This window comes from Campylobacter sp. RM12640 (assembly GCF_020137595.1).
GTDB lineage: Bacteria > Campylobacterota > Campylobacteria > Campylobacterales > Campylobacteraceae > Campylobacter_E.
Genome location: NZ_JACGAU010000007.1, coordinates 74,632 through 100,623 on the forward strand (window position 1 = coordinate 74,632; position 25,992 = coordinate 100,623).

Genomic DNA, 25,992 nt, shown 5'->3' on the forward strand with positions numbered 1-25,992 from the left:
GAGAAAAAATGGAAATAATTGAACTATTCAAAAATGTCAAATATCCTAATTTTCAAAAGGATATTGTAAGTTTTGGTTTTGTAAAAAGGTGCGAATTAGCAGGAGATATTATCCTAATGGATATTGAAATTCCAGCTGCAAGTGAGCAAATAGCAAATGCTATTAGAAATGAATGTGAAGCAATAGCTAGAAATAATCATTATAAACTTGAGCTTAAAATCATTCAACCAAAATTAGAAGAGCCAGAAGTAAAAAGACCAAAAATCAAAAATCTAGCTCCACAAATTAAGCATTTTGTAATGATTAGTAGTGGAAAAGGCGGAGTTGGCAAAAGCACAACTACTCTAAATCTAGCATTATCACTTGCAAAACTTGGTAAAAAAGTAGGAGTGCTAGATGCTGATATATATGGTCCTAATATGCCAAGAATGCTTGGTGCTGAAAACGAAAAACCTGTAGTAGTAGGCAATAAAATCCGTCCTGTTAAAGCTTATGGAATTGAGTTTATGAGTATGGGAATTTTAATTGAAGAAGGACAAGGATTAATGTGGAGAGGCTCTATGGTTATGAAAGCGATTGAGCAACTTTTATGCGATGTGTTATGGAGCGAGCTTGATGTATTATTACTTGATATGCCTCCAGGAACAGGTGATGCACAAATTACTCTAGCTCAAAGCGTGCCTGTTAGTGCGGGAGTTTGCGTTAGCACCCCACAAGCAGTAAGCCTTGATGATAGTAAAAGAGCTTTAGATATGTTTAATAAATTAAATATACCTGTAGCTGGTGTAATTGAGAATATGAGTGGTTTTATTTGTCCTAATTGCGATGTTGAGCATGAGATTTTTGGTAAAGGTGGAGCGCTTAATTTAGCTCATGAATATGATTGCTCTGTTTTAGCTTGTATTCCTATTGATTTATCAATTAGAACGGGTGGAGATAGTGGTAAGCCTATTTCTATGTGTGAGCCAAATTCAATAGTAGCAAAAAGATATGAAGAAGCTGCATTTAAATTAATTGAGTTTTTAAACACTACTAAAGCTGATAATTCTAGTATTCAACCAACGACAAACACTCCGGCTTGTCATTAATAAAAAGAAGGGTTTTTAAACCCTTCTTAAAATTACTTAGTATTTGTAAATTCTAAACTGAACTTACCACCATGTAAATCACTTGTATTATTAAGATTAATTACTTCTTTAATGTATTGCTTTTTAGCATTATCAGGTGTTAGCGTGATAGTTACTTCGCCTGTTTTTGGATTTTTAAAAAAGCTTGAACCATATTCAGCATTAAATGATAATTCATTAATAATAGCACTAGCGTCTTTATCATATAAAGAACTCTTTAAAGGTATTTTTGTTCTTTCGTTTTTCTTATTTAAATAATAAAGCTCTAAATCTGTTGTAGGATTTAAAGTAATTTTGTCAGTATTTGTTACTTTATTATCTTTATAAGTAACATTAGTAAAGATAAATGAGTATTCATTAGCTAAATTAGTGCTAGCTCCATCTAAAGAAACTTTTGATGATTTTAATAATGAAAACTCAGCAACACTTGGCTTAGCTAAACTTGCATTAGTATCTATTGTTTTATTATCTGGAGTTTTTTTGTATTTAGTGTAAGCTAATTCTAAATCTACAGATATTTTATCTTTTGGTGCAGCAAATCCAGCTATAACAGCATTAATGTTATTTGTCTTTGTATCATTATATAAATCTTCTAATTTTTTATCAAAATCTTTATTTAACTTATCTTTTGTAATGATAACTCTATCTACTAGAATTTGATTTGCACCATTAATTGTGGTATTAAAGCTTTTATCCGTATAATTTTCATCAATATTTACTAAATATCTATCTTTAGCTTGTTTATCAGTATTATCAAAATTTAATTCATACTCAAGATTATGGTCTTTGCTAAATTTATGATATACATAATTTAAGCTATTTGTATCCTTAGCACCTAAATTATTAAATACATAATAAATCTTTAAGCTATTATTATCACCTACTTCACTCTTAAAGAATGTTTTTTCATCTGTAAAGGCATTGTTTATTATAGGAGTTCTTAAAACATAATCTTTAATGCTATTAAAGTTAATATTTATAGCACTTTTACTATCAATTAAACAACCTACTTTTCCATATTCATCTACTTTATTATTGATAGCATTTACATTACATAAACCTTTAATACTATCTGGTTTTGTGAATTTACCTTCGTATAATTTAAGTTTTGCATCAGTTGATAATGGGAAATTTACAACTGCGTCATTGATTTTATAGGTATTATTATTGTCTTTTACAAACGCAACTTCATTGCTATCAGATATAGTATTTTTATTAGTTGCATTTAAACTAAAATCATAATTTTTACCTTGACTATCTTCTACACTTAAAGTAGTTTTTGTTAAAGCAAATTCTTCATTTGTTACTATTAGCTTATCTTTAGCATCTTTTAATCCCGCATTAAATACTGCTACTTTTCCACCCGCAAGAGCATTTTCTCCAGCTGTAAATGTAGTGCTTGTAGTGTATTCAACTAAAGCAGGTCTTAAACTAAAATCATTAGTGCAATTTCTAGCTTTTACAGGCACTTCAATTAGGCTTTTAGCGTCTTTATTGTTATTGTTTTTATTGATTTCTTCTTGAACTTGAGATTTAGAATATATTGTATAGCATACTTTATATCTACCTACTTTTAAATCATCAATCTTTACAACGCCATTATAAAACGGATAAGCACCACTAAATCCTGTTTGAGTAAATATTGCATTGCCTACTAAATAATCATTTTCATGACTAATATTAACTTTACTTGTTCCATTGTCATAATAAGTAAGGTCAGCTGATTTAATTATTTTATTAGTATTTGCGTCTATTACATCAAAAGTTACAAAATTATCAATATTATTTAATTTATTTGATGATTTTGCACTTTTTATACCTAAATAAACAGGTTCTCCAGCTATTCTAGTATTTGCAGTTGTAGGATTAAAACCTGTGCTAGTGCTGTTTAATACAGGCATTTTATCAGGGTCTTGTTTATTCCAAATAGAACCAAAATCTACATTACTAGCATTAAAATTAATATCACTAATAATTACATAGAACTTACCTGATGATTTAGCATTAATAATAGTATTTGAATCGGTTTCAAAAAATGGTCTATTATCAGCATAAAAACCTTTATCAAGTGTAAGTTCTAATAGTATTGATTCACCAGATTTATATTTAATTGCATCTAGCAATCCTTCATCAACTCTTAACGCCATCACATCAGTTGTATAATCACTTGCAAAATAGCCATTCTTTTCACTATCTTCACTAATTACTTTAAAGCCACCATCAGTTTTGCTTAATTTATAGGTTTTGTATTTGAAATCTTTAAATTTAAATTTCATATTAGAGCAATTTGCACCACTAATTACATCACATTCTTGTTTATTTTCAAAGCCTAATCTATTAGGGTTTAAATCAACTCCTTCGTATGTAAATGATAATTGAGCATTATTATTTACTCCGTATTTAAGCTCTGTTACAACATAAAATTCTTTTTCATTAAAGCTACTTGGTAAATTTTCAACTTTTGCTTTTCTAGGAACTTGGGTATTATCAATTTCAGTAATCTTAGTTCCATTTGCATCAGGATAAAAATATAAATTATATTGAGCATTAATAGCAGTATTTACTGGAGAATTTCCATATTTTTTCGCATCAGCATATCTAAAACTTGTAGGTCTAGTATTTAAAGTAAATATATGCTTTTCACCAGGGATTGCTTTAGTATAAATATTGCTTCTATCTATTGAGTAATTAGCGATTGCATATTTACCATCTAAACTACTTATATAGTTTTGTAAAAACTCATTAGCTGGTTTATTCCATAATAATTTGCTAGATTGCATAGCTTCAAACTTTGCATAACCATTTTGATTTTTACTTCCATAATATTGTAAATTAATAAAATAGCATTTTCCTATCTTATTATTATTACCAAAAGCATTAGAATTATTGCTACCTTGGTCTAAATTCTTATTAAAAAAAGAAAATACATTATCTTTATTATTAAACTCATTAGTTCCGTATAAACTTATATTTTTTAAAGTAATTGCTTCGGTTATTTTTCTTAAATTATAAGTTTTATAATACAAATCTCTTTTATAGCCTTCCGGATAATGTCTAACATAAGTATCATCCCCTCTAAATTCTGCAGAACCATAAAGATCTCCACTAATTCCAAAAGGAACTACTTGACCATATTCATTTTTTATCCCACCATATTGAGCCATACCTGTTTTATGGTCTAAAACATGATCACTAGCAGTAGAAGCTCTAAATTGATAGCCTAAACCCCATAAAGAATGGAAAAATCTAACATATTTTCCATGAGCGCTTAAACTATTCCAATCACTAGAACCACAGCCCCCCTTACCATCTTTAAACCTACGATCATCCCAGTGATAAATCTGATTACACCAAGGACCTCTATCATTACCACCTGATATTGTTCTTTGAGCTAAAAGAGCCCAACTTTGATACATATGAGAGCGTTTTGAGCCTGTTCCTGGTATCATTTGTCCATTTTGTATACCTAGATTTTGATTTACGAAGTTTTTAAAATCATTAGGAAAAGAACTCATATTAATATTATCACTTAGATAAAAACTAAATTGTTTACTCTCATCACTTTTAGCAATTACCAATAGCCTACCTGTAGTATTTACGCCAAAATCCTTATATGATTCTTGATAATTTCCTAAACTATAATTATATACACTAGTATTGTATGGAACATGTGGACTTACCTTATCTTTTGAAACATATAATACTTTAGGTTTATTAGGTTCATCTTTTTCATCAAGATTAACTTTATTAATATTTGCAATAAACTCACTAGCATTTGGAATTTTATTTGTTCCTAAATCACTACTACCTTGAGCCATACACCATACATTATCTCTATAATTTGCATTATCTGCTTCAGGATTTCCACTGCCATCTTTATAACTATAAACTTGCATTAAAGAAGCGCAATCATAATAAGCCCAAGCATCACTACCAGGTCTTCCGTGAAGACAACCAATGATTGCATTATCACGACCATAGTTATAAAAGTCTTGTATTAATTCAAGTTTAGTATGTGCAGCACCATACGCATTATCAACATTTCCAATAAAAATACCTTTAATTTTATTTTCTGTTGTTACCATACTTCCGTGCAATACACTTATCGCACATAGGGATAGAAATATCGTTTTTTTCATATTTTCTCCTAAAATAAAAAAAGTATATTTATTTTACATAAAACTTATCAATTAATGCTATAAATTATAAAAATATTTCAATTTAAGGAAAAATAATGTTTAAAGACTATTTATGCTTAGGTGTAATAGGAAATGTGCCTAATCATTTAAATCAAGCTAACGAAGCTAAAGATTTTACTGAATTACACACAAGTGATTTTGCACCTAAAGGTGTGTTTCCATTCTACTCTAAAGATAGTGATAAAGAATATTTAAAGAGATTTTGTATTAGTGAAAATGAGCTTATTTTAGATGGAGATTTTGTTCAAATTGAGCCTGAATTATGTGTAATTTTTAAAGCTTTTTATGAAAATGATAAACTAAGTGATTTAAAACCACAATTTTATGCAGCGTTTAATGACGCTAGTAAAAGAGTAAATGAAAATAAAATATCTTCTAAAAAGAACTTCTCAACTGCTAGTAAAGGTATTGGGAATTTAGTTCCTTTAAATAATCTTGATGAATTAAATGATTATAAAATCCACTGCTATTTAAAAAGAGATAATGAGATAATAAAATACGCAAACGAAGATTATATAAAAAATTATTTTTATTATTCAAATACATTAATCACTTGGCTAATTGATACTATAAATAATCAAATAGACATAGCAACCCTTGAAGATATAAGACCTTTAATAGCTAGTAAGCCTGCAAATTTATTGATATGTTTAGGTGCTTTATCTTATACTCCTTTTGGAGAAAAACACTATTTAAAAAATAATGATGAAATCTTTGTAGCTATTTCTAAAAATGATGAATTTATAAATGTTAAAGATGGCTCTTGCCTTCATCAAATAGTAAAAAGCAATAATTCTAGTAAATAATTTACTAGAATTTATCTTCTAACTTATCGTAACTTTCTTTTAATTGCAACATTATTAAGCATTTTTCAAGGTCTTTAAAATGCGTTGTATCATCTAAGAGCAAAAAGCATTTTTTTAATAATTCTTTATGTTCTTCATAATCATCGCTTACTAATTTTGCAGCTATACTAAAAGCATTTATTAAACTATTTTTCGTGTTAATTTCTAATAAAATATAAGCAAAATCAATATATCTTAAATCATTATAAGAAATCTTATTTGAGCTTTTTAGACAAAAAATCTCTTCGTTTATTATGCTAAATCCTTCAATATTTACTATACTAATTTGCTTTTCTTTACACTCACTACAAATTATTTCAAATATCTTTTGCTTTTGCATTAAATGTTCTTTAAATATTCTTTAATTCTAGCCTTGCACTCATTTGCTAAGCTTTTTGGCTCAAGAATTTTAATATGTGGAATCCACTTAAAAACCAGCCTAATAATCTCATCTTCATAGCTTGTTTCTGTTTCTATTATGATTTTGTCTAAATGGCTTGAAATTATTCTTTGATTTTTTAATATTGCTCTTTTTAAAAAATATTCTTTAGCAACACAATCTAATTCTAAAATAACATTTGTAATATTATTTGATATAAAACTACTTGAATTATTGTTAATTAGCTCTTGTGTGCTTTCATTTGGGATAAATTCTTCTTGTGTGATTAATAAATTTTTGATTTTATATAAAGTAAAGCTTTTAAGTTCAGCTTCTTCACAAGCTAATAAATACCAAATATCTTGATGATTTACTAATTTATAAGGCATTAGAATTCTTTCTTTTGCATTATAAGTTATTTTAATTTTTACCTTATTTAAAATCGCATTAGTTAAGCTCTCATAAACACTACTAATATCATCAATTTCGTTATTTTTAATATTAGTAATTGGTAGTTCTTTTTGAGTAAAAAGATTGTTTAAAAACTCATCGCTAAGCCTTGTTGGAAGCATAGTAATATCAAATATTTTTATAAGTTTTCTAATCTCTTCGTGATTGCTTTTGATATAAGCTTTATCTAAACTATAATCCCCATTTCTTCTAGCAATTATTGGTAATTTTGATAATCTTTCATTAATATCACGCTGAATAGTCTTAGCATTTACTCCAAATTCTTCAGCTAAATCGTGCTTATTTAATATCTCTTCATTATAAAGTCTTACTAATATTTGAGCTATTCTATATGATGGTTTTTGCATTTTCATCCTCGTTGTTTCTTAATTGCCCGCACGCTGCACTAATATCAAGCCCTTTGCTTTGTCTAATGGTAGCGTTTTGTCCGTGTGCTTGTAAATAATCTCTAAAAGCAATTACTTTTTCTTCACTTGGGCGTTTATAGATACTGCCTTCGTGTGGGTTAAAATAAATTAAATTTATCTTAGCTTTTATTCCATGTAGTAATTTTACTAAAGCCTTTGCGTGGCTTAAATCATCATTAATCCCACCTAAACATAAATATTCAAATAACACTCTTTTTCTAGCATCTATTGGGAAATTCCTTACCGCATTTAAAACGCTTTCAATATTATAAGCCTTATTAATAGGCATTAATTCATCTCTTAAAGTATCATTTACAGCGTGAAGCGAAATTGCAAGTAATACACCTAAATTCATCTTGCCTAATTCTTCAATTTGCTTTGCAAGACCACTTGTTGAGATTGTTTGACGGCGTGGTGATATTGCTAGAGTATCATTATGAGAAAAGATTTTAATAGCCTTGCTAACTGCTTTTAAATTATCAAGTGGCTCTCCCATACCCATAAAAACTATATTAATACCTTGCTCATAAGGGATTTTTGCGTATTTTTTGATAAATAATACTTGAGCTACTATTTCAGCTGTGCTAAGATTTCTAATAAGCCCACTTTTACCCGTTAAACAAAAGGCACAACCACTTTTGCAACCTACTTGGCTACTTATACAAATAGTGTATTTTGCACTTTTTTTCACACCATTTTCTATTCTTTCTTTTTTCATAGGTAGCAAAACGCTTTCTATTGTGTGATTATCGTGCAAGGAAAATAAGAATTTAATACTCCCATCAATGCTTGTTTGAGCTATTTTTAAGCTAAGTGGCATAATGTTAAATTCATTTTTTAATTGTTCTCTTAGAGCTTTTGATAAACTTGTAGCTTCGCTAAAATCATTTATATATTTTTGATATACAAATTTTGCTAATTCATTATTTAGATATTTTGGACTAAGGTTATATTCTTCTGGTAAAAAATCTAATAATTCTTTCATAAAAGTCCTTTGTTTTCTAAGTAATTTTCTAGTATTTCATTAGCTTTTGCTATGTTTTTTATATATTCTTCGTGTGCGAATTCATCACAATAATTAGTCGCTACTAAAATTGCACTAGCTGGGATTTTATAATAATTAGCAGTCGCAAAAAAACTAAAACACTCCATATTTTCGCCTAATATCCCGTATTTTTCATTCATTTTCTTAGCGTATTCGTAATTTTTACAAATATAATTAGAAGAATTTAAATTAGAAACTTCATTAGTTTTCATAGGGGTATAAACTAAATCATCTAACATAGCTAATTCAATATTTACAGCACTTTTAAACTCATTTACGCTAAAAAGCTCAATTTCTTTAGTATAAAGCCCCATTGAACCTATAAAAATCAATCTTTTTGGCTGCTTTTTAAGTATTAATTCGCTAAGTTTTATAGCGCAATTACTACCTAATCCAATAGGCTCTGCGTAATCATAAATCTCACTTATTCCTGCACTAACTATCATTTATTGCCTTTAATTTTATTTATAATACTTTTTGCATCAAGCCCTAAGCTTTGCATAACTTCATTTGTATTTCCGTGAGTTATAAACTCATCTTCATATTCATAAGATATTAATTTAATGTCTAAATCATATTCTTTTAAAAAGCTAGAAATTATAGAATTTAATCCGCCTATTTTTGCACTTTCGCTAAAAATATGCCATTCTTTTGAACTCTTAGCAAGATTTAATAAAAACTCTTTATCAAGTGGTTTAGCAAATACTAAATCAATTACATTTGCATTGATTTCTTCACTAACTGCTAAAGCTTTTGCAACGCCTTCTCCAAAACCTAAAAAGCTTATATTAGAATTTACATTTTTAATAAAATGAGTTTTTAAGCTTGGCTCATAGCTCTCATCTAAAGCAAAACTTCCCCTTGGATAGCGAATAGCAATTAACCCAACTTTACTTGTAGCGTATTCAAGCAATAATTTAAAACTTTTAGCATTCGTTGGGGCACAAATTTTAAAATTAGGTATGCAAGATATATATGAAATATCAAAAGCTCCTTGATGAGTTTTGCCATCATTTCCTACAATCCCTGCACGATCAAGTGCAAAAACCATATTAAGATTAAGTATTGCACAATCGTGAATTAAACTATCATAAGCTCTTTGCAAAAAAGTTGAATAAATAGCTACAACAGGCATAAAACCACATTTACTCATAGCTGCCATTGAAGTTACTGCGTGAGCTTCTGCTATTCCTACATCATAAAATCTATTAGGATATTTTGCTATTAATTTATCAATTCCTGTGCCACTTGGCATAGCTGCACTAAGACCTACTATTTTTTCATTTTTACTTGCTAGTTCATCTAAAATATCACTAAAAATTGCCGTTACACTAGGTTTTTTTGAACTACTTAAACTCTTACCTGTTTTTATATCAAAAGCTCCAACTCCGTGCCAACTACCCTCATCATTTAAAGAATACTCATAACCATAGCCTTTGATTGTTTGAATATGCAATAATACAGGCTTTTTAAGACTTTTTGCTAGATTTAATGCAGTTATTAAATCAGCAATATTATGCCCATCAATTGGGCCAATATATTCAAGCCCTAATTCTTCAAAAAACATTCCAGCAGGAGTGATTAATTTAAATCCATCTTCAAATCTTTTTGCAGTATATCTAGCACCTTCAGGCAAGTATTCAAGCATTGCTTCAACGCCTTTTTTAAATTTTTGATAAATTGGACTTGATAAACTTTTTGATAAAAATCTTGAAACCGCACCAATAGGCTTACTAATACTCATTTTATTATCATTTAAGATAATAATGCTTGGATATTTTCTATCTCCTAATTCATTTAAAGCCTCATAAGCTAATCCACAGCCCATAGCCCCATCACCAATAATAGCAATTGGAATTGCATCTTTTTTATTAAGACTAAAAGCCTTTGCAACCCCCGTTGCAAGAGATATTGAAGTAGATGAATGCCCTGCTATAAAAAAATCATACTCGCTCTCATTTGGCTCGGTATAACCACTAATTCCATTAAATTGTCTTAAATTTTCTAAATTCCTATTTGTTAATATTTTATGTGCGTAGCATTGATGAGATACATCAAAAATTAAAGGATTTTCCTTTATATCAAATAAATGATGAAGAACAACGCTTAGTTCAACCACGCCTAAATTAGACGATAAATGACCGCCGTTTTTGCTAACTTGCTCAATGATTGTAGCTCTTATATCACTACATAATTCTTTTAATTCGTTTTCATTAAGGCTTTTGATATTTTCAATTTTACGCTTCATCTAATATCATACTCCTTGCTTGTGCTAATCTTTCTTTTAAGTTAATTTGAGTATTTAATGTATCTGAATTAATAATCAAACAACCCTTATTAATAGCATCATCAGCTAAGATTTCAATCCTATTTGAACTTAATTCTTTATTTAAATAATCAAAATCCTTAGGATTTACGCTGATTTTAATCTTAATACTTTTATCAATTCCTTGCATTATCGTATTTGCATAAGCTAGAGCAATTTTTGCTGAACTTGTTTCTAGCTCTTTATTTACTACTTCTTTAGCTATTAAATAAGCAGCTTCGTTTAAATCGCTTTTTGTTTTTTCACAAAAATCACTTAATTCTTGGCATTTATTTTCAAGCTTTTTAATACTATTTGATACATTTATACTAAGCTCGTTTATTTTATCTTCATTTTGAGATTTACCTGCGTTTAAACCTTCTTCATAAGCGTTTTTTTTAGCTATTTCAATCTCATTTAAAAGTCTTTTTTCAAATTCTTCTTCTTGTTTTTCAAGTTTCATTTGAAGTTTTACTACATTATCGCTTAAAGTTTCCATTTTTTTAAGCATTTCTTCATTGATTGGATTTGGTGGCGGTGGTGGTGGCGGAGTAATTTCTTTAATTATTACAGGCTCTTCTTTTATTTCTTGTGGAGTTTCAATAACTTCACTAAGCTGCTCTTCACTTGTATCAGTATCAAATGAGCTTAGAATTTTAAATTTATAATTTTGAATATGATGCTCTTTGGCTTTATTATCAATAATAGTTTTCATCATTCTATCATCTCATCACTTTCGCCTAATTGTATTACTCCACTTTCATTAAGCTTTTGAACAACTTCAACGATTTTTCTTTGTGCTTCTTCTACATCTTTTACCCTAACAGCACCTAAAAATCCCATTTCTTCATTAAAACTCTCTGCTGCTCTTTGGCTCATATTAGATAAAAACATACCTTTTAAATCTTCCGTGCTTCCTTTTAAAGCTATCATTAAATCTTTTTTATCAGCTACTTTTAATATCTCTCTAATTGCTGTTGTGCCTAATTTAGTAATATCATCAAAAGTAAACATCATATCTTTAATAGTAGTTGCAAGTTTTTCATCAGTTTGCTCTAAATATGCAATAGTTGATTTGCTTGATTTTTGACCTAGACGATTAAGCACTTCAGCAACTGCTCTAGTCCCTCCAACTTCAACTTTATAAGATGTAAGAGATTGTAATTTACTCTCTAAAACGGTTGAAACTCTTTTAATAATACTTGGGCTAATATCACCTAAAGTAGCAATTCTATGGATTACTTCACTTCTTAAATTATCTTCAAAAAACTCTAAAGTCTCAGCTGCTCTAGTAGGCTCCATATGTGCAATAATTAAAGCTATTGTTTGTGGATATTCATTTACGATAAAGTCAGCTAATTGTTGAGGTTTAATATTACTAAGATAAGAAAATGCTTGATTTCCATCTAAAGTTTTTGCTAATTTTGATAAGATTTTTTCAGCTTCTTCAATCCCATAAGTATTGTATAAAATCTCTTTAGCAAATTCCAAACCACCATTTTTAATATACTGATTTGACTTAAGTAAAGCGTGAAATTCTTCTAATACAGCAGTAGCTACTGCTCTATCGACTTGCTTTGCACTTGCAATATATTTTGTGATTTCAATTACCATATCTGTATCAAGATTTGAAAATATTAATGTGCTTGGCTCTTCTCCCATTAGAACCAAAAATATTGCAATTTTTTCTAAAATACTTAAATCATTATATAAGCTTTTTTGTTCGTTGCTTAAATTTGCCATTACATTTCCTTTTGAGATTGATTAAATTCAGCATCGTTTTTTAATAAACTTTTAAATAGCATAGCAACCTCATCACTTTTTTCTGTGCTAATAGTTTTTAATTTTTCAAGTAAAATATCATATTGTAATTCATCTTCACTAAATCCAGCGTCAATTCCAAGTTGTTCTTCAACTCTTTTCTTAGCTTGTTGATATTTTTCTATCGCATCTTCTTCATCATCAGCACCTTCTTCACGCCTAATTTCTTCTAATTCTTCAGGTGTAAATACCTTATCCTCAAGCATTTTCTTAATAAACGGAGATATAACCTTTTTATAAAATATAAACATTAACACCATAGCAAAAATATATTTTGCAGGTGGGATAAACGGCATTATATAGCTTTCTAAGAAATTAGTAATTTTAATTGATGGTGGAACTGGAGCTTTAATATTATTAAATCTAATATTATCAACACTAACACTATCTCCTCTAGTATCATTAAATCCTATTGCGTTTTTTACCAAACCTTGTAATTTTTTAAGCTCATCATCGCTAATTGCTACATATTTTACTTCGCCATTTTCATCAATTTCGTATTTTCCATCTACTACTACTGCTGCACTAATTCTATTTAAGGTTGCAAATTGACCTTTGATGGTTGTAATTTTTTTAGATATTTCATAATTAATTGTGCTTTGATTTTTGCTATAACTTTCTTTATTTTCTCCATCTTCAATGCCTTGAACAGGTCCAATATTTGATATTGCTCCTGGCACTCCGCCTACTTCTTTACCTTTTTTGCCTTCTTTTTTCTCTTCTAAACTTTGCTCACTTCTAGCGACTGAATTTGGGTCAAACACTTCACTTTGACTATTTGCCTTATCAAAATTAAAATCAGCATTAACTCTAGCAACAACTCTATCCCAACCACCAAGAACAGGTGCTAAAACATTTATAATCTTTTGCTCTAATGAATTTTCATATTCTTTTTTATAATTTATTTGTGCGTTTAATTCATCTACATCAAGCCCTACTTCATCAGCACCTAAATTAACTCCATTTTGGTCAATTATCTTAACATTCTCAACACTTAAACCAGCTACTGATGATGCTATTAAATTTTTAATCCCTAAAACTTGTTTTTGACCTAATTTCATACCCATTTTAATATTTAAAACTACTGAAGCTGTTGGTGGCTCTTTTTCTTTTACAAATAAAGATTCTTTACCAAAAGCAATATGAACTGCAGCTTTATTAATAGGATTTAAGCTCTCAATTGTTCTTGCTAATTCGCCTTCTAAAGCTCTTTTAAACTTGATTTTTTGTTCTTCATCAGTAGCTCCAAATTCTTGTTTATCAAAAATCTCAAAACCTACTTTATTATCCTTTAAAATTCCAGCACTTGCCACTTCTAAACGCTGCTTATAAACATCAGCACTTGGAACTAAAATGGTGCTTTCATCTTTTAAAATATAATTTATCTGATTTTTTTCTAATATTGACACAACTGCAGCTGAATTTTTAGTATCTAATTCATCAAATAAAACAGAATATCCAGAGTAGTTTTTATTATTACCAGAATTATATACGAGTAAAAAAACTATAAAAGCAACGGTTGCAATAATGGCTGCTAATATAGTTAGTTTTTGTTTTTTTTCTAAACCCGAATAGAACTTGCCTATTCCTTGTAAAAATTGCTTAATCATTTATCATTCTTTAAATATGAGCCAAGCCATTTTATATTTGTTTTATTTTTTAAGATTTTTTGCACATTCAAATCATCAATATGTCCGTCAAAATCAATAAAAAAACTATATTCAAATTCTTTTTTCTTTAAAGGTCTTGATTCAATTTTAGTTAAGTTGATATTTGCTTCTTTAAACTCATTAAGCAAATCAACTAAAGCACCTGCTTTATGTGCTGTATTTGCTAGAATTGATGTTTTAGAATTGCTTGATTTTTCGCAAGAATGTTTGCTAAGCACTAAAAATCTAGTTTTATTTGCCTTATTATCTTCAATACATTCAAACATTAAAGGCAAATCGCTTAGTTTTGCTGCAATTTTTGAACAAATTGCAGCTGAGTTTGGCGTATCTTTTGCTAATTTTGCAGCAGCGGCTGTGCTTTTTGTAGGGACAAACTCAATGTCTAAAATATTATGAGCTTCTAAGAATTTTTTGCACTGATTATAGCCTTGTGGATGAGAAAAAATCACTTTAATATCTCTTATATCATCAGTTGTGCTTGCGAATGAATGATGAATATCTAAATAATTTTCAGCAAAAATCAAAATATCATCGTATTTTGCAAGACAATCAAGAGTAGCTCCAACTCCACCTTCTGTATTGTTTTCTATAGGAACTACTGCATAAGATACTTCATCGTTATTTAAACTAACAAAAACATCTTCAATAGTAGCAATCTCAATATATTCACTAAGCGCTCCAAACCATAATCTTGCTGCTTGATGAGTATAAGTGCCAATTGGACCTAAAAACGCAACTCTTTGTGGTAATTCAAGATTTCTTGAAATTGCAAAAATCTCTTGATAAATTGCTTTAATTGCGTCTTTTTCTAATAAGCCTTTGCTATTTTCACTTAGTCTATTTATTATCTCGTTTTCTCTTACAGGACGATAAATTGGACTACCTTCATTATGCTTTAAAATACCAACTTGCTTTACAAATTCCATTCTTTGATTTAATAATTTAATTATTTCATCATCAATTTTATTTATATTTTGTCTAATTTCTTCTAAATTCATAATATACTCACAAACAAGATAATTCATTAGCTATTAATTCATCAAAACTTTGAGCTTTATTTATTAATTTTAACTCATTGTTGTATAAAGAATATTCAGCAACCTTTGTTCTTGAATTATAATTTGAGCTCATTACAAATCCGTAAGCTCCTGAACTTTTAATAACTACTAAATCATTTGCCATTAAAGGTGGTAAAACTATATCTTTTGCTAAGAAATCTCCACTTTCACAAACTCCACCAACTAAATCAGCCTTACTACTTTCGTTTAGCTTATTTACACTAGGAAAGCTTAAAATCTCGTGATATGCTTCGTATAAACTTGGGCGAATTAGTTCACACATAGAAGCATCGCATATTACAAATCTTTTTCCTTCGTTAATTTTTTCATATAAAACCTTGCTTACTAAATAACCTGCATTTCCTACAATATAGCGACCTGGCTCACAGCAAATTGTCAAATCTTGTGCTTTTGCAATATTTTTAATCATATGTGCAAACTCATCTAAATTAGGCTCGATTTCATCATTTTTGTATTTGATACCAACTCCGCCACCAATATCAAAAAACTTAATATTTAGCCCTGCGGTATTTAGCTCTTTTATAAATTTTTCTACCAAAATAGCAGCTTGGATAATACTACTTAATTCTAAGATATTTGAACCTATATGAAAATGAACTCCTACTGGATTTAAATAATCTGATTTATGTGCTTTTAAAAACATAGCCCTAGCATTATCTAGGCTAACTCCGAATTTGTTTTCTTTAAGACCTGTTGAAATATAAGGATGAGTTTTTGCATCTATATTAGGATTTACACGAATACTTATATTTACTACTTGGTTTTTACTCTTTGCAATACTTTCTAAAAGCTCTAATTCAGCACTACTTTCTACATTTATATAAAGTATTTTTTGCTCTATTGCAAATTCTAATTCACTTGCACTTTTACCAACCCCACTAAAAATTATTTTATAAGGTTTAGCACCTACTTTTAAAGCTCTTCTAATCTCATTAGCACTAACACAATCAAAACCGCTATCTAAATTCGCTAAAAACTTTAATAAAGATAAATTTGAATTAGCCTTAACCGCGTAAAAAATATTATTTTTAGCTCCACTAAATGCTTTTTTAATACTATTAAATCTATTTTCAATCTCGTTAAAATCATACAAATAAAAAGGTGTATTAATACCATTTGCAAGTTTTAAAAAGTCCATTTTTTGCTCCTTTTATAATCACTTATTTTTATTAAACTTCATTAATGAATATACAATAATTATACTTATTGGCAAAAGAATAGCTAGTTCAGGATTTATACTACCATTACTAGCAAATCTTAATAGTAAAAATAAAATTCCATAAACTAATAAAGATAAACTTGTATATGTTAAAGCATAGATATTTAAATCATTATATCTTGGCATAATAGGAATATTGTAAAAAATTATAAGCATAAAAAATGGAGCATATAATAAAAATATACTTTGCTTATAAATACTAGCTCTTGCTATGTTTTTATTAGCTTCAAAATTATTAAGATAAAAAAATGCGTCTTTTAAAGAACTATCATCAGTGCCTAAATTATCAAGCAAACTTGGGTTAAAATCTTTTAAAATCATTTCTTTTTCTAAATTTTGATTAATTATAAAGGTATCATCAAAATTATTTCCTAATTTAAATTCCATAACTTTTGCGTCTTCTAAAACCCAATTATTATCAATAAAATTTGCTCTTTTTGCTAAAATGATTTTAGATATTTCATTATTTGTTTTTTTGATAATTTTAATATCATTCATTGTAGATTTATCATAACTTTTTATATAAATATAATCATCTTGATATTTAAAAAACAAATCCATTTGTTCTTTGCTTAAATATCCGTATTTTAAAATATTACTTTTATAGTTTTCTGCATAAGCAATATTTGTATAGTTTAAAAAAATTGCGATAAAACTTATTATTAAACTTATAAACATTATAGGTTTAACACTTGCGTTTTTGCTAAGCCCTAAAGAATAAAACGCTATAAATTCATTTTTTTTAATAAGAGATATTTTTGTAAAAATCATAGCAAGTATTAAAGCTATTGGCAATATATAATAAAAAGCTGTAAGCATTGTATATACAATATATAATAAGAATATATTGGTATTTAAATGCAGCTTTTTATAATTAATTAAAATATCTATAAATAAATAAAATCCTACAAAAGCAATAATAAAAATTAAACAATTTTTAAGATAAAGGCTAGCAAGATACCTAAAATAAAGTTTATTCAATTACTTCATCCTTCTTCTTGCAAGTCCTAAATTCTCATATAAATCTATTTCTCTTTTGTAACTTGGATATTTTTTACCCAATTCGTGATTTAAAAAAGCAATTAATTTTGCTTCAGCACATTTGTTAGCACAAACAACACTAATAAATCCTAATTTTTTTTTAGCATCTTCACTTAAAGTTGTAAGACTTGCTCTATTTTCAAGACTTTGACTTTGTAAAAACGCTAAAACTACTTTATTTAAAGCAGCTGGAGTTTTTGCACTCTTTGCTGCTTTTATCAAATCATCTAAAGCATTTACTTTCTTGACTACTTCTTGCTTTTCTTGTGTAAGAATTTGATTTTCTTTATTTTTTGAGCTCTTAATTATAAAATAAAAAACTAGAGCAATAATTACTAAAAAAGCTACTACGCCGACAATTATAAATACATTATCTCTCATAAAAGTTCTGCTTCCTTTTTATTTTTACTTGCAACAATCGCTAATAACGCCATAACTCCTACGCTAATGTAAGCATAAATAGGCACGCTAGCAGCTTCTCCTGCAGCATATGAGTGCATACCTGTTAAAAAGTAATTCACTCCAAAATAAGTCATAATAATACTCAAATATGCAAACATAGAGCATACTGCAAATGTAAATTGATTATTTATTCCTTTAATCATTCTAATGTGTAAAACTGCAGCATAAACTAAAATAGATACTAAAGCCCAAGTTTCTTTACTATCCCAGCCCCAATATCTTCCCCAAGATTCATTAGCCCAAACACCACCTAAGAAATTGCCTAAAGTAAGCAATGATAAGCCTAAAATCATAGCCATTTCGTTAATCATTGTAGCTTCTTTTATATTTGATTTTATTCTTTCATTTAGCTTTTTATTTTTTCCTAACATAATAAATAAAACTAATACAAAAATTCCAAGTAAAGCACATAGACCTAAAAATCCATAACTAGCAGTTATGATACTAACATGAATTGTTAGCCAATAACTTTGTAAAACAGGTGCGAGATTGCCTATTTGTGGGTCAATTGAACTAAGATGAGCTACCATTAAAACAATAGCTGCAAGAATTGATGTAAGTGATAATGAAATAGGGCTTTTTTTAGAAAATACAATACCACTTAAGCTTAATGCCCAAGAAATATACAATAAACTTTCATAAGAATTTGACCAAGGTGCATGACCACTTAAATATCCCCTAATAGCAAGTGCAATTGTATGAACTATGAAAACTAAAATATTTAGATAATAAACTATTTTAAAGGCAGTTTTTAGACTTGTTTTACCACTAATCATTCTTGAAAATACTAAAATTAATAGCACCAAACCACCTAATAAATAAACAGGGCTTAATTTTGTAAAAATCCCTACCTTATCAAAAGCGATTTCTAATTTAAATTTTGCTTCATCAATATTAGTTCCTTGACTTGCCTTAATCTCATTTAAAATCTTTGAGCTTAAAGCATAATTATTGTCTTTATTTGCATTTATTAATGATAAAAAATAAGCTTTTAAATCAGGTTTGCTAGTTTCTAAAACATTTAAAGCTTTACCATCTTCAAAACTAGCTCTTACATAACCACCTAAAGAAGCGTAATATAAAAGATTTAAACGCTCATCAACTTTTAATAATTCTTTTTCATAAGTTCCACGCTTGTTTGGATTGGTTCTTAAAGCCTTATCAACTTCATCTTTTAAAGCATATACATTATTTGGAAAAAAATCGTAAAAACTAGCATATTTACCCTTGCCAAGATTTAAAAAATCTCTTATTTCTTGATTGCTTAGATAAATAAATTTTTCTTTAGAAAAGTCTTTAAAATCACTCATAATCCATATTAAAAGCTCTGTTGCATCTTTGCCTTGATAAGTGCTTGTTTTATGAATTTTATTTACTAAATCAAGTGCTAATGAGCCAAATGGAGCTATTCTTCCATTGTCTTTTTGAACTGGTAAAACGCTTAATTCTTTTACATGCTCTTCTAGGCTAACTGGGGCTAGATTTTTATTAGCATTATCTATAGCTTCATTAATGTCATCAGAATGTAAAAGTGGAGTTAAAGCACTAAGTAAAAGCACTAATGAACTCATTTTTGCTAAGCGTTTTGTTAAAATCATAAAGCGTGAGTTTTTGTAAATCAAGTTTAAAAATAATCCTATACCTAATAATAAGTATCCAATATAAGTTGGTATTTTGCCTGGGTCTTGATTTACACTTAAAATAGTTCCTAGCTCATCTTTATCGTATGAACTTTGATAAAATCTATAACCTTTATGGTCTAATACATTATTCATATAAATCTTATAATCCTTACTTTCATCATCATTTATTCTAATATAACTTGCATAAGATTTCGGAGAATTTGAAGCCATATAACGCTCTAATTCAAATTTGTTTAAAGTAAAGCTAAATGGTAATTCAAGTAATTTAGCAGTATAAGATATGCTAAAAGTTTGATTTGCTAGAGTGATTTTTTGCCCTTCTCCTTCAAATAAATATGCGTATAAACTATCATTATCATAAGTTACTTTTACTAAATAAGCATTTGGATACTCGCTATCTTTGCTATCTTCGTAGTATTTAACGCCATTTTTGTAAAATTTATCAAATCCAATTTTATAATTTTCAAATGAAATTACCATTCCATCATCAAGGCTAAATTCATTATCAGCTAATAATTTTATATTTTTCTTATTTTTAACATCAAATATTTCTAAATCAAAATTCGCTTTAATTTTGTTTTCGTTAAATTCTAAAAGCTTAGCATTCATTGAAATAGCTTTTTTATTTGCTATTACAACTTCTCCTAATACAACAAATCTACCTTCATCAAGAGCTAATGCACTTGAGCCTTGCTCTCCTGAAACATTTAATAATACGAAAGGTTTTCCGCCTATTTCTTCTTTATAAGCTGGTTTTGCGTGTAAAATAACTTTTTCTAATTTTAAATTAGCTATTTTGCCATCTAAATCTAAGTTAATATCTACATCATTATGACCTATTACGCTTATATATTTAAACTCATCGCTTGAATAGTATTTATTATCTTTCATAGCAGAAATACTAAAAAATGCTTCTCTTGAGCTTACTATATTTGAAGTTTCATTTTCTCTTATATGAATATATCCTTCAAATCCATAATACCTAGTAAGTGCCGAGCCAAGTAGCATAAATAAAAAACTAAGATGGAATATAAAAAGCGGTAATTTTTCATACATTTTATATCTAAATATTGCAAAAAATAAATTAATTCCTAGCAATACCTGAATAGCAGCAAACCACCAGCTAGCATATATTAAAGCCCAAGCTGTAGGAGTTCCATATTTGCTTTCTATAAAAGTTGCTAAACCACTAGCAAAAGCAAACAACAAAAACAAAATTATGCTTAATTTCATACTTGATATCATCTTATACATTGTTATTCCTTGTGATTGTTAAAGATAAATTTTAACTAAAAAAAATTAGCTAAATTTAAACAAAAGCAATAAATAATAATTTTTATTATTTAGATTAAATTATTATCTATTACTTTTTAAAGAAATAGGAATTTAAAATTCCTATTTCAAAATATTATTTAATTTCTCCCATATGTGGCTTTAACATAAACTCAGGACTTAAAATCTTATCAAGCTTTTCTTTATCCATTAATTTACGCTCTAAAACTAAATCATAAACTCTTGCACCCGTTTGCAATGCAACTTTTGCAATACTTGCACTATTTTCATAACCTATATAAGGATTTAGTGCGGTTACAATTCCTATACTATTCATCACAAAATCTTCGCATATTTGTTTATTTGCTGTGATACCATCTATACATTTATCAGCTAAAGTCTTCATAGAACGCTCAAGCATACAAATACTATTTAATAAACTATATGCTGCAAGTGGTTCAAATACATTTAATTGTAATTGTCCGCCCTCGCAAGCTAAAGTAACACTAACATCAGCACCAATTACATAATAACACACTTGATTTACCACTTCAGGGATAACTGGATTTACCTTACCTGGCATAATTGATGAGCCTGGTTGCATTTTTGGTAAGTTAATTTCATTTAAGCCACATTTTGGACCACTAGAAAGTAATCTTAAATCATTGCAAACTTTACTTAATTTTGTTGCAACTCTTTTTAAAACTCCACTAATTTGAACGAAAGCTCCTGTATCTTGAGTAGCTTCTATTAAATCATCTGCTATTACAAAATTTGCACCTGTTATATATTGAAGGTGTTTTGCAACGATTGGTGGATAATCAGGATGAGAATTAATTCCTGTTCCAATAGCAGTTGCACCCAAGTTAATTTCTAAAATTAAGCTTCTTGCTTCGCTAACTCTTTGTATATCTTCGCCAAGCATTACAGCAAAAGTTTTAAATTCTCTTCCTAAAGTCATCGGAACTGCGTCTTGAAGTTGGGTTCTTCCCATTTTTATAATATCTTTAAACTCAATTGCTTTTCTTTCATAAGCTGCTTTTAAATAATTCATAGCTTTCATTAAATCGCTTAAATAATCATATAAAGCAACTCTTAAAGATGTTGGATAAGCATCATTTGTGCTTTGAGATAAATTCACATGGTCATTTGGATGGCAATACTCATACTCACCTTTTTTATGCCCTAATTTTTCTAAAGCAATATTTGCTATAACTTCATTTGCATTCATATTTGTAGAAGTTCCTGCACCACCTTGTATCATATCTACAACGAATTGGTCTTTATATTTTCCAGCTATTAATTCATCACAAGCAAAACAAATAGCGTTTTTAATCTCTTCATTAATTAAGCCTAATTCATAATTAGCTAAAGCTGCTGCTTTTTTTACTTTCGCAAAAGATATAATTAGTCTTGGAAAGTCCTTTAAACGCTTTCCTGAAATATCAAAATTTTGCACTGCTCTTAAGGTCTGAACTCCATAATAAATATCATCAGCAATTTCAAGTTCACCTAAAAAATCGTGTTCTAATCTCATTTAATCTCCTTTAAAAAATTTCGGTTAGGATAGCATTTTTTAATCAATAAAAAGGACAATTATGTTTGAATGGATTTTCACTTCAGAAGGCATATTATCTTTCGTAACTTTAGTATTACTTGAGATAGTTTTAGGTATAGATAATATTATTTTTCTTACTATTTTAGTAAGTAAATTACCAAAACACCTTCAAAATAAAGGCCGTATTTTAGGACTTGGTTTTGCTATGCTAACTCGTATAGCACTTTTATTTAGTATCTTTTGGCTTGTTAAACTTACAAAACCTTTATTTAATATCTTAGGTCAAGATTTTAGCGGTAGAGATATTGTCTTAATTGGTGGGGGAATATTTTTAATAATTAAATCAATTAAAGAACTAATATCAATGCAAAAAAACGAGCATAGTGATAATAGTAATTTTAAGGCTAGTTCAAATTTCTTTGTTGTAATAATTGAAATTGCTTTAATTGATATAATTTTTTCTTTAGATAGTGTAATTACTGCGGTAGGAATTGCTGATGAGCTTAGTATTATGATATTAGCTGTAATAATTGCTATGATGTTTATGATGATTGCTAGTAAATGGATTGGAGATTTAGTAGAAAAATTCCAAGAATTAAAAACTCTAGCTTTAACATTTTTAGTCTTAGTTGGTGGCGTTTTAATAGTTGAAGGTTTAAATATTCATATAAATAAAGCATATATTTATACTGCTTTAGCATTTAGTATAGTAAATACAACCCTAAATATCTTGCAAAAAAAGGCTAAAGATGAAGAATAATTTTACTGAATTTGTTTTAAAGCATTTTGGAATATTTTTATATTTTACACTAAGCAATATTTTTTGCTTAGTATTGTTTTCTAATAAGATTATAAATCAAGGCATTATTCAAGATTTAAAATATATAAAATCTACTTCAGTTACGCTAATTTTTATAATCTTGTTTGTATATTTTCTAATCTATATTCTAAAATCTAAAATCCCTTATGGGGGGGGGGTATTTTAAGATTTTTAATAATTTATAATTTCTTTGTAATCTTTATTCAATCTTTTTTAGTAATTAATTTTAATAATTTTTTAAATCCAAGTTTCTTAGAAGCATTTTTAAATACAAATATGGCTGAAAGTATTGAGTTTATATCAATATATATTAATTTTAAATTCTTTGGAATTTTAATTTTTATGATTGTGGCTTTAATTTTATTAAAAATTAAAATAAATATAAAAATAAATAACAAATTAAACATAGCTTTTATTATTTTAATCTTTGTAGTGTGCTTTGGGAATGATTTAAGAAGAGCTATTAAATATGATTTTAGTAGATATATAAATATTCCTTTTATTAAATTTAATAAAGAATTAATTTATACAGATGATATTTTGATTAATTCTAAAATAATGCAAGAGAGTTATTTAAAAATTGCTAATAATCACGAAAAATTAAAAGCTAATGAAAACATAAAAAATATAGTTTTAATAATAGGAGAAAGCTCAAGAAGAAGTGCTTATCAAGACTACGGGCAAGGATTAAACACCACACCTAATCTAATAAATATAAAAAATAAAATAATTTATTCTGATGTTATTGCCCCTTATGCTTCTACAAATCCGGTAATGAGTGTATTGCTTAATTTTGCTAATTTAGATAATTTAAGTGAAAGAAAATTTTATGAGAATTTAGACATTATTAATTTATTCAAATTAGCAAATTACAAAACCTTTTGGATATCTAATCAAGACTATATTAGCGAATGGGGAAATAATGCTGCTAGTGTTGGTATTATGAGTGATTTTTCTTATTTTACAAATAAATATATGAGCTCTAGCGATACTTTAAGTTATGCAAAATATGATGGGGTTTTATTGCCTATTATTAAAAACCTAAAATTAAGTGATAATAATTTCATAGTAATTCATCTTTTAGGAAATCACGGAAATTACAAAAAACGCTATCCTAAAACATTTTCAAAATTTAGCGAAAGTGATATAAAAGAAAATATAAAAGATAAAAAAAGCATATCCGAATATTATAATTCTATACTTTATACCGATTATATTATTTATTCAATTTATGAAAGATTTAAAGACGATGATACTTTGATAATTTATTTAAGTGATCATGCAGAAAGTTTATATGATGATAAGACAAAATCATTATTAGGACATGGAGTAAGTGATAAAATAATTGCAGATATTCCTTTTATAATTCTTTATTCAAATTCTTTTAAAACAAATCATAAAGAACTTTTAGATAAATTAATATTATCTAAAGATTTAGCATTTATGAGTGATGATTTAATACACTTATTATGCGATATTGCAGGTATAAAAATAGCTGAGTTTGATGAAAGTAGAAGTCCTATAAATAAAAAATATAATAAATTTAGAATTAGGTTATTTGCTAACGAAATAAATTATGATAATTTTTTAAAACTTGATTAACTTAAGCTAGATAATATTAAATAATAAAAATTATTAATTAGGAGAATTTTATGTTAGATTTAGCTATTATTGGTGGTGGCCCTGCTGGTCTTAGTGCGGGATTATATGCAACTCGTGGTGGGCTTAAAAATGTTGTAATGTATGAAAAATTTATGCCAGGTGGACAAATTACAAGCTCAAGTGAGATGGAGAATTACCCAGGCGTTGCAACCGTAATGGATGGAATTAGCTTTATGGCACCTTGGAGTGAGCAAAGCACTAGATTTGGTCTAAAAATTGAGCAAAAAGAAGTAATTAGAGTTGAAAAAAATGGCGAGAATTTTAAAATAATTTTCTCTGATAATTCAAGCGAAGATGCTAAAGCTGTTATAGTTTGCACAGGAGCAGCTCCTAAAAAAGCTGGTTTTATAGGCGAAAATGAATTTTTTGGTCGTGGAGTAAGCACATGTGCAACTTGCGATGGTGCGTTTTATAGAAAAAAAGAAGTAGCAGTTTTAGGTGGTGGAGATACTGCACTTGAAGAAGCACTTTATCTAGCTAATCTATGCTCTAAAGTATATTTAATCCACAGAAGAGAAGGTTTTCGTGCAGCTCCATCAACCGTTGAAAGAGCTAAGAAAAATGAAAAAATTGAGTTTATTTTAAATGCTAAAGTAGAAGAAGTTGTAGGAGATAATGCTGGAGTTACAGGCGTTAAAATAGCATTTAATGATGGTAGCAAAAAAGATTTAGCAGTTCCAGGGATATTTACTTTCGTAGGACTTGATGTGAGAAATGAAGTATTAAAACAAACTGATGGCTCATTTTTATGCGAAATGGTAGGAGATGCTGTTAAGGTTGATTTAAAAATGAGAACGAGTGTTGAAGGCTTGTTTGCTGCGGGAGATTTAAGAGTAGATGCCCCAAGACAAGTTGTTTGTGCTGCGGCTGATGGTGCTAACGCTGCTTTAGGCGTAATTTCATATTTAGAGAGCAAACATTGATAACTAAAATCAAATTAGCATTAGTTAATGAAGACTTTTACGAA

Annotated in this window: 20 protein-coding genes and 1 pseudogene; 6 read left to right on the top strand and 15 right to left on the bottom strand. The window is 28.2% G+C overall.

Features of this window, described 5'->3' with window-relative positions; translation table 11 throughout:
- The first annotated feature begins 8 nt into the window (after positions 1-8).
- Positions 9-1,088: an Mrp/NBP35 family ATP-binding protein gene (locus AVBRAN12640_RS03985; protein WP_214149760.1), complete on the top strand. Its 1,080-nt coding sequence runs from the start codon at positions 9-11 to the stop codon at positions 1,086-1,088.
- A 32-nt stretch (positions 1,089-1,120) separates the two neighbouring features.
- On the opposite strand, the gene AVBRAN12640_RS03990 is transcribed toward AVBRAN12640_RS03985, so the two are convergent.
- Complete coding sequence (locus AVBRAN12640_RS03990) at positions 1,121-5,266, bottom strand: hypothetical protein (protein WP_336608437.1); 4,146 nt, start codon at positions 5,264-5,266, stop codon at positions 1,121-1,123.
- A 95-nt stretch (positions 5,267-5,361) separates the two neighbouring features.
- Between AVBRAN12640_RS03990 and AVBRAN12640_RS03995 the strand changes: the two genes are divergently transcribed.
- A complete protein-coding gene (locus AVBRAN12640_RS03995) occupies positions 5,362-6,132 on the top strand; it encodes a DUF5718 family protein (RefSeq protein WP_214115791.1) in 771 nt (256 codons plus the stop codon).
- A 4-nt stretch (positions 6,133-6,136) separates the two neighbouring features.
- Here the strand turns inward: AVBRAN12640_RS03995 and AVBRAN12640_RS04000 are convergent, their stop codons facing one another.
- From AVBRAN12640_RS04000 to aspA, 14 genes and pseudogenes are all read right to left on the bottom strand, one after another.
- A complete protein-coding gene (locus AVBRAN12640_RS04000; RefSeq protein ID WP_239803468.1) occupies positions 6,137-6,511 on the bottom strand; it encodes a hypothetical protein in 375 nt (124 codons plus the stop codon).
- Complete coding sequence (locus tag AVBRAN12640_RS04005; protein ID WP_214115793.1) at positions 6,511-7,368, bottom strand: helix-turn-helix transcriptional regulator; 858 nt, start codon at positions 7,366-7,368, stop codon at positions 6,511-6,513. The genes AVBRAN12640_RS04000 and AVBRAN12640_RS04005 overlap by 1 nt, the downstream gene beginning before the upstream one ends.
- A complete protein-coding gene (gene rlmN / locus AVBRAN12640_RS04010; RefSeq protein ID WP_214115794.1) occupies positions 7,349-8,413 on the bottom strand; it encodes a 23S rRNA (adenine(2503)-C(2))-methyltransferase RlmN in 1,065 nt (354 codons plus the stop codon). Before rlmN ends, AVBRAN12640_RS04005 begins: the two co-directional genes overlap by 20 nt.
- Entirely contained in the window at positions 8,410-8,919 is a 510-nt protein-coding gene (locus AVBRAN12640_RS04015) for a phosphorylase family protein (RefSeq protein ID WP_214115795.1), read from the bottom strand. The genes rlmN and AVBRAN12640_RS04015 overlap by 4 nt, the downstream gene beginning before the upstream one ends.
- Positions 8,916-10,721, bottom strand: a complete 1,806-nt coding sequence (dxs, locus tag AVBRAN12640_RS04020; protein WP_214119881.1) for a 1-deoxy-D-xylulose-5-phosphate synthase — start codon at positions 10,719-10,721, stop codon at positions 8,916-8,918. The genes AVBRAN12640_RS04015 and dxs overlap by 4 nt, the downstream gene beginning before the upstream one ends.
- Positions 10,711-11,496: a FliH/SctL family protein gene (locus tag AVBRAN12640_RS04025; protein WP_214115797.1), complete on the bottom strand. Its 786-nt coding sequence runs from the start codon at positions 11,494-11,496 to the stop codon at positions 10,711-10,713. Before AVBRAN12640_RS04025 ends, dxs begins: the two co-directional genes overlap by 11 nt.
- Positions 11,493-12,521 carry a flagellar motor switch protein FliG gene (fliG, locus tag AVBRAN12640_RS04030; RefSeq protein ID WP_214115798.1) on the bottom strand — a complete coding sequence of 343 codons (1,029 nt, stop codon included), beginning with the start codon at positions 12,519-12,521 and terminating at the stop codon, positions 11,493-11,495. Before fliG ends, AVBRAN12640_RS04025 begins: the two co-directional genes overlap by 4 nt.
- Positions 12,521-14,209: a flagellar basal-body MS-ring/collar protein FliF gene (gene fliF / locus AVBRAN12640_RS04035; protein ID WP_214115799.1), complete on the bottom strand. Its 1,689-nt coding sequence runs from the start codon at positions 14,207-14,209 to the stop codon at positions 12,521-12,523. Before fliF ends, fliG begins: the two co-directional genes overlap by 1 nt.
- Positions 14,206-15,270 (bottom strand): prephenate dehydratase, encoded by a 1,065-nt coding sequence (pheA, locus tag AVBRAN12640_RS04040; RefSeq protein WP_214116008.1) that lies wholly within the window; start codon positions 15,268-15,270, stop codon positions 14,206-14,208. Before pheA ends, fliF begins: the two co-directional genes overlap by 4 nt.
- A 4-nt stretch (positions 15,271-15,274) precedes the next feature.
- Positions 15,275-16,486: a diaminopimelate decarboxylase gene (gene lysA, locus AVBRAN12640_RS04045; RefSeq protein WP_214115800.1), complete on the bottom strand. Its 1,212-nt coding sequence runs from the start codon at positions 16,484-16,486 to the stop codon at positions 15,275-15,277.
- Between the two features lie 18 nt (positions 16,487-16,504).
- Positions 16,505-17,548 (bottom strand): LptF/LptG family permease, encoded by a 1,044-nt coding sequence (locus AVBRAN12640_RS04050; RefSeq protein ID WP_336608438.1) that lies wholly within the window; start codon positions 17,546-17,548, stop codon positions 16,505-16,507.
- Positions 17,549-17,989 (bottom strand): hypothetical protein, encoded by a 441-nt coding sequence (locus tag AVBRAN12640_RS04055; RefSeq protein WP_214115802.1) that lies wholly within the window; start codon positions 17,987-17,989, stop codon positions 17,549-17,551.
- Positions 17,986-20,034, bottom strand: a pseudogene (ccsA, locus tag AVBRAN12640_RS04060) (cytochrome c biogenesis protein CcsA); the annotation flags it as partial. The pseudogene ccsA and the gene AVBRAN12640_RS04055, both read right to left, overlap by 4 nt.
- 1,087 nt (positions 20,035-21,121) lie before the next feature.
- On the bottom strand, positions 21,122-22,522 hold the full coding sequence (gene aspA, locus AVBRAN12640_RS04065; RefSeq protein ID WP_214115804.1) for an aspartate ammonia-lyase: 1,401 nt from the start codon (positions 22,520-22,522) through the stop codon (positions 21,122-21,124).
- Between the two features lie 61 nt (positions 22,523-22,583).
- Here aspA and AVBRAN12640_RS04070 point away from each other — a divergent pair, with 61 nt between their 5' ends.
- From AVBRAN12640_RS04070 to trxB, 4 genes are all read left to right on the top strand, one after another.
- A complete protein-coding gene (locus AVBRAN12640_RS04070) occupies positions 22,584-23,303 on the top strand; it encodes a TerC family protein (RefSeq protein WP_214120322.1) in 720 nt (239 codons plus the stop codon).
- Entirely contained in the window at positions 23,293-23,529 is a 237-nt protein-coding gene (locus AVBRAN12640_RS04075) for a hypothetical protein (protein WP_336612951.1), read from the top strand. Before AVBRAN12640_RS04070 ends, AVBRAN12640_RS04075 begins: the two co-directional genes overlap by 11 nt.
- A gap of 110 nt (positions 23,530-23,639) precedes the next feature.
- Positions 23,640-24,965, top strand: a complete 1,326-nt coding sequence (locus tag AVBRAN12640_RS04080) for a phosphoethanolamine transferase (protein ID WP_336612952.1) — start codon at positions 23,640-23,642, stop codon at positions 24,963-24,965.
- A 50-nt stretch (positions 24,966-25,015) separates the two neighbouring features.
- Positions 25,016-25,948, top strand: a complete 933-nt coding sequence (trxB, locus tag AVBRAN12640_RS04085; protein WP_336608440.1) for a thioredoxin-disulfide reductase — start codon at positions 25,016-25,018, stop codon at positions 25,946-25,948.
- Positions 25,949-25,992 lie beyond the last annotated feature (44 nt).

Coding starts and splice junctions, on each gene's coding strand:
- AVBRAN12640_RS03985 (WP_214149760.1), top strand. CDS start 9: ATGGAAATAATTGAACTATTCAAAAATGTCAAATATCCTAATTTTCAA.
- rlmN (WP_214115794.1), bottom strand. CDS start 8,413: ATGAAAGAATTATTAGATTTTTTACCAGAAGAATATAACCTTAGTCCA.
- AVBRAN12640_RS04055 (WP_214115802.1), bottom strand. CDS start 17,989: ATGAGAGATAATGTATTTATAATTGTCGGCGTAGTAGCTTTTTTAGTA.
- trxB (WP_336608440.1), top strand. CDS start 25,016: ATGTTAGATTTAGCTATTATTGGTGGTGGCCCTGCTGGTCTTAGTGCG.
- aspA (WP_214115804.1), bottom strand. CDS start 22,522: ATGAGATTAGAACACGATTTTTTAGGTGAACTTGAAATTGCTGATGAT.
- dxs (WP_214119881.1), bottom strand. CDS start 10,721: ATGAAGCGTAAAATTGAAAATATCAAAAGCCTTAATGAAAACGAATTA.
- AVBRAN12640_RS04000 (WP_239803468.1), bottom strand. CDS start 6,511: ATGCAAAAGCAAAAGATATTTGAAATAATTTGTAGTGAGTGTAAAGAA.
- lysA (WP_214115800.1), bottom strand. CDS start 16,486: ATGGACTTTTTAAAACTTGCAAATGGTATTAATACACCTTTTTATTTG.
- fliG (WP_214115798.1), bottom strand. CDS start 12,521: ATGGCAAATTTAAGCAACGAACAAAAAAGCTTATATAATGATTTAAGT.
- AVBRAN12640_RS04075 (WP_336612951.1), top strand. CDS start 23,293: ATGAAGAATAATTTTACTGAATTTGTTTTAAAGCATTTTGGAATATTT.
- AVBRAN12640_RS04080 (WP_336612952.1), top strand. CDS start 23,640: ATGGCTGAAAGTATTGAGTTTATATCAATATATATTAATTTTAAATTC.
- AVBRAN12640_RS03990 (WP_336608437.1), bottom strand. CDS start 5,266: ATGAAAAAAACGATATTTCTATCCCTATGTGCGATAAGTGTATTGCAC.
- AVBRAN12640_RS03995 (WP_214115791.1), top strand. CDS start 5,362: ATGTTTAAAGACTATTTATGCTTAGGTGTAATAGGAAATGTGCCTAAT.
- AVBRAN12640_RS04025 (WP_214115797.1), bottom strand. CDS start 11,496: ATGATGAAAACTATTATTGATAATAAAGCCAAAGAGCATCATATTCAA.
- AVBRAN12640_RS04070 (WP_214120322.1), top strand. CDS start 22,584: ATGTTTGAATGGATTTTCACTTCAGAAGGCATATTATCTTTCGTAACT.
- fliF (WP_214115799.1), bottom strand. CDS start 14,209: ATGATTAAGCAATTTTTACAAGGAATAGGCAAGTTCTATTCGGGTTTA.
- AVBRAN12640_RS04015 (WP_214115795.1), bottom strand. CDS start 8,919: ATGATAGTTAGTGCAGGAATAAGTGAGATTTATGATTACGCAGAGCCT.
- AVBRAN12640_RS04005 (WP_214115793.1), bottom strand. CDS start 7,368: ATGCAAAAACCATCATATAGAATAGCTCAAATATTAGTAAGACTTTAT.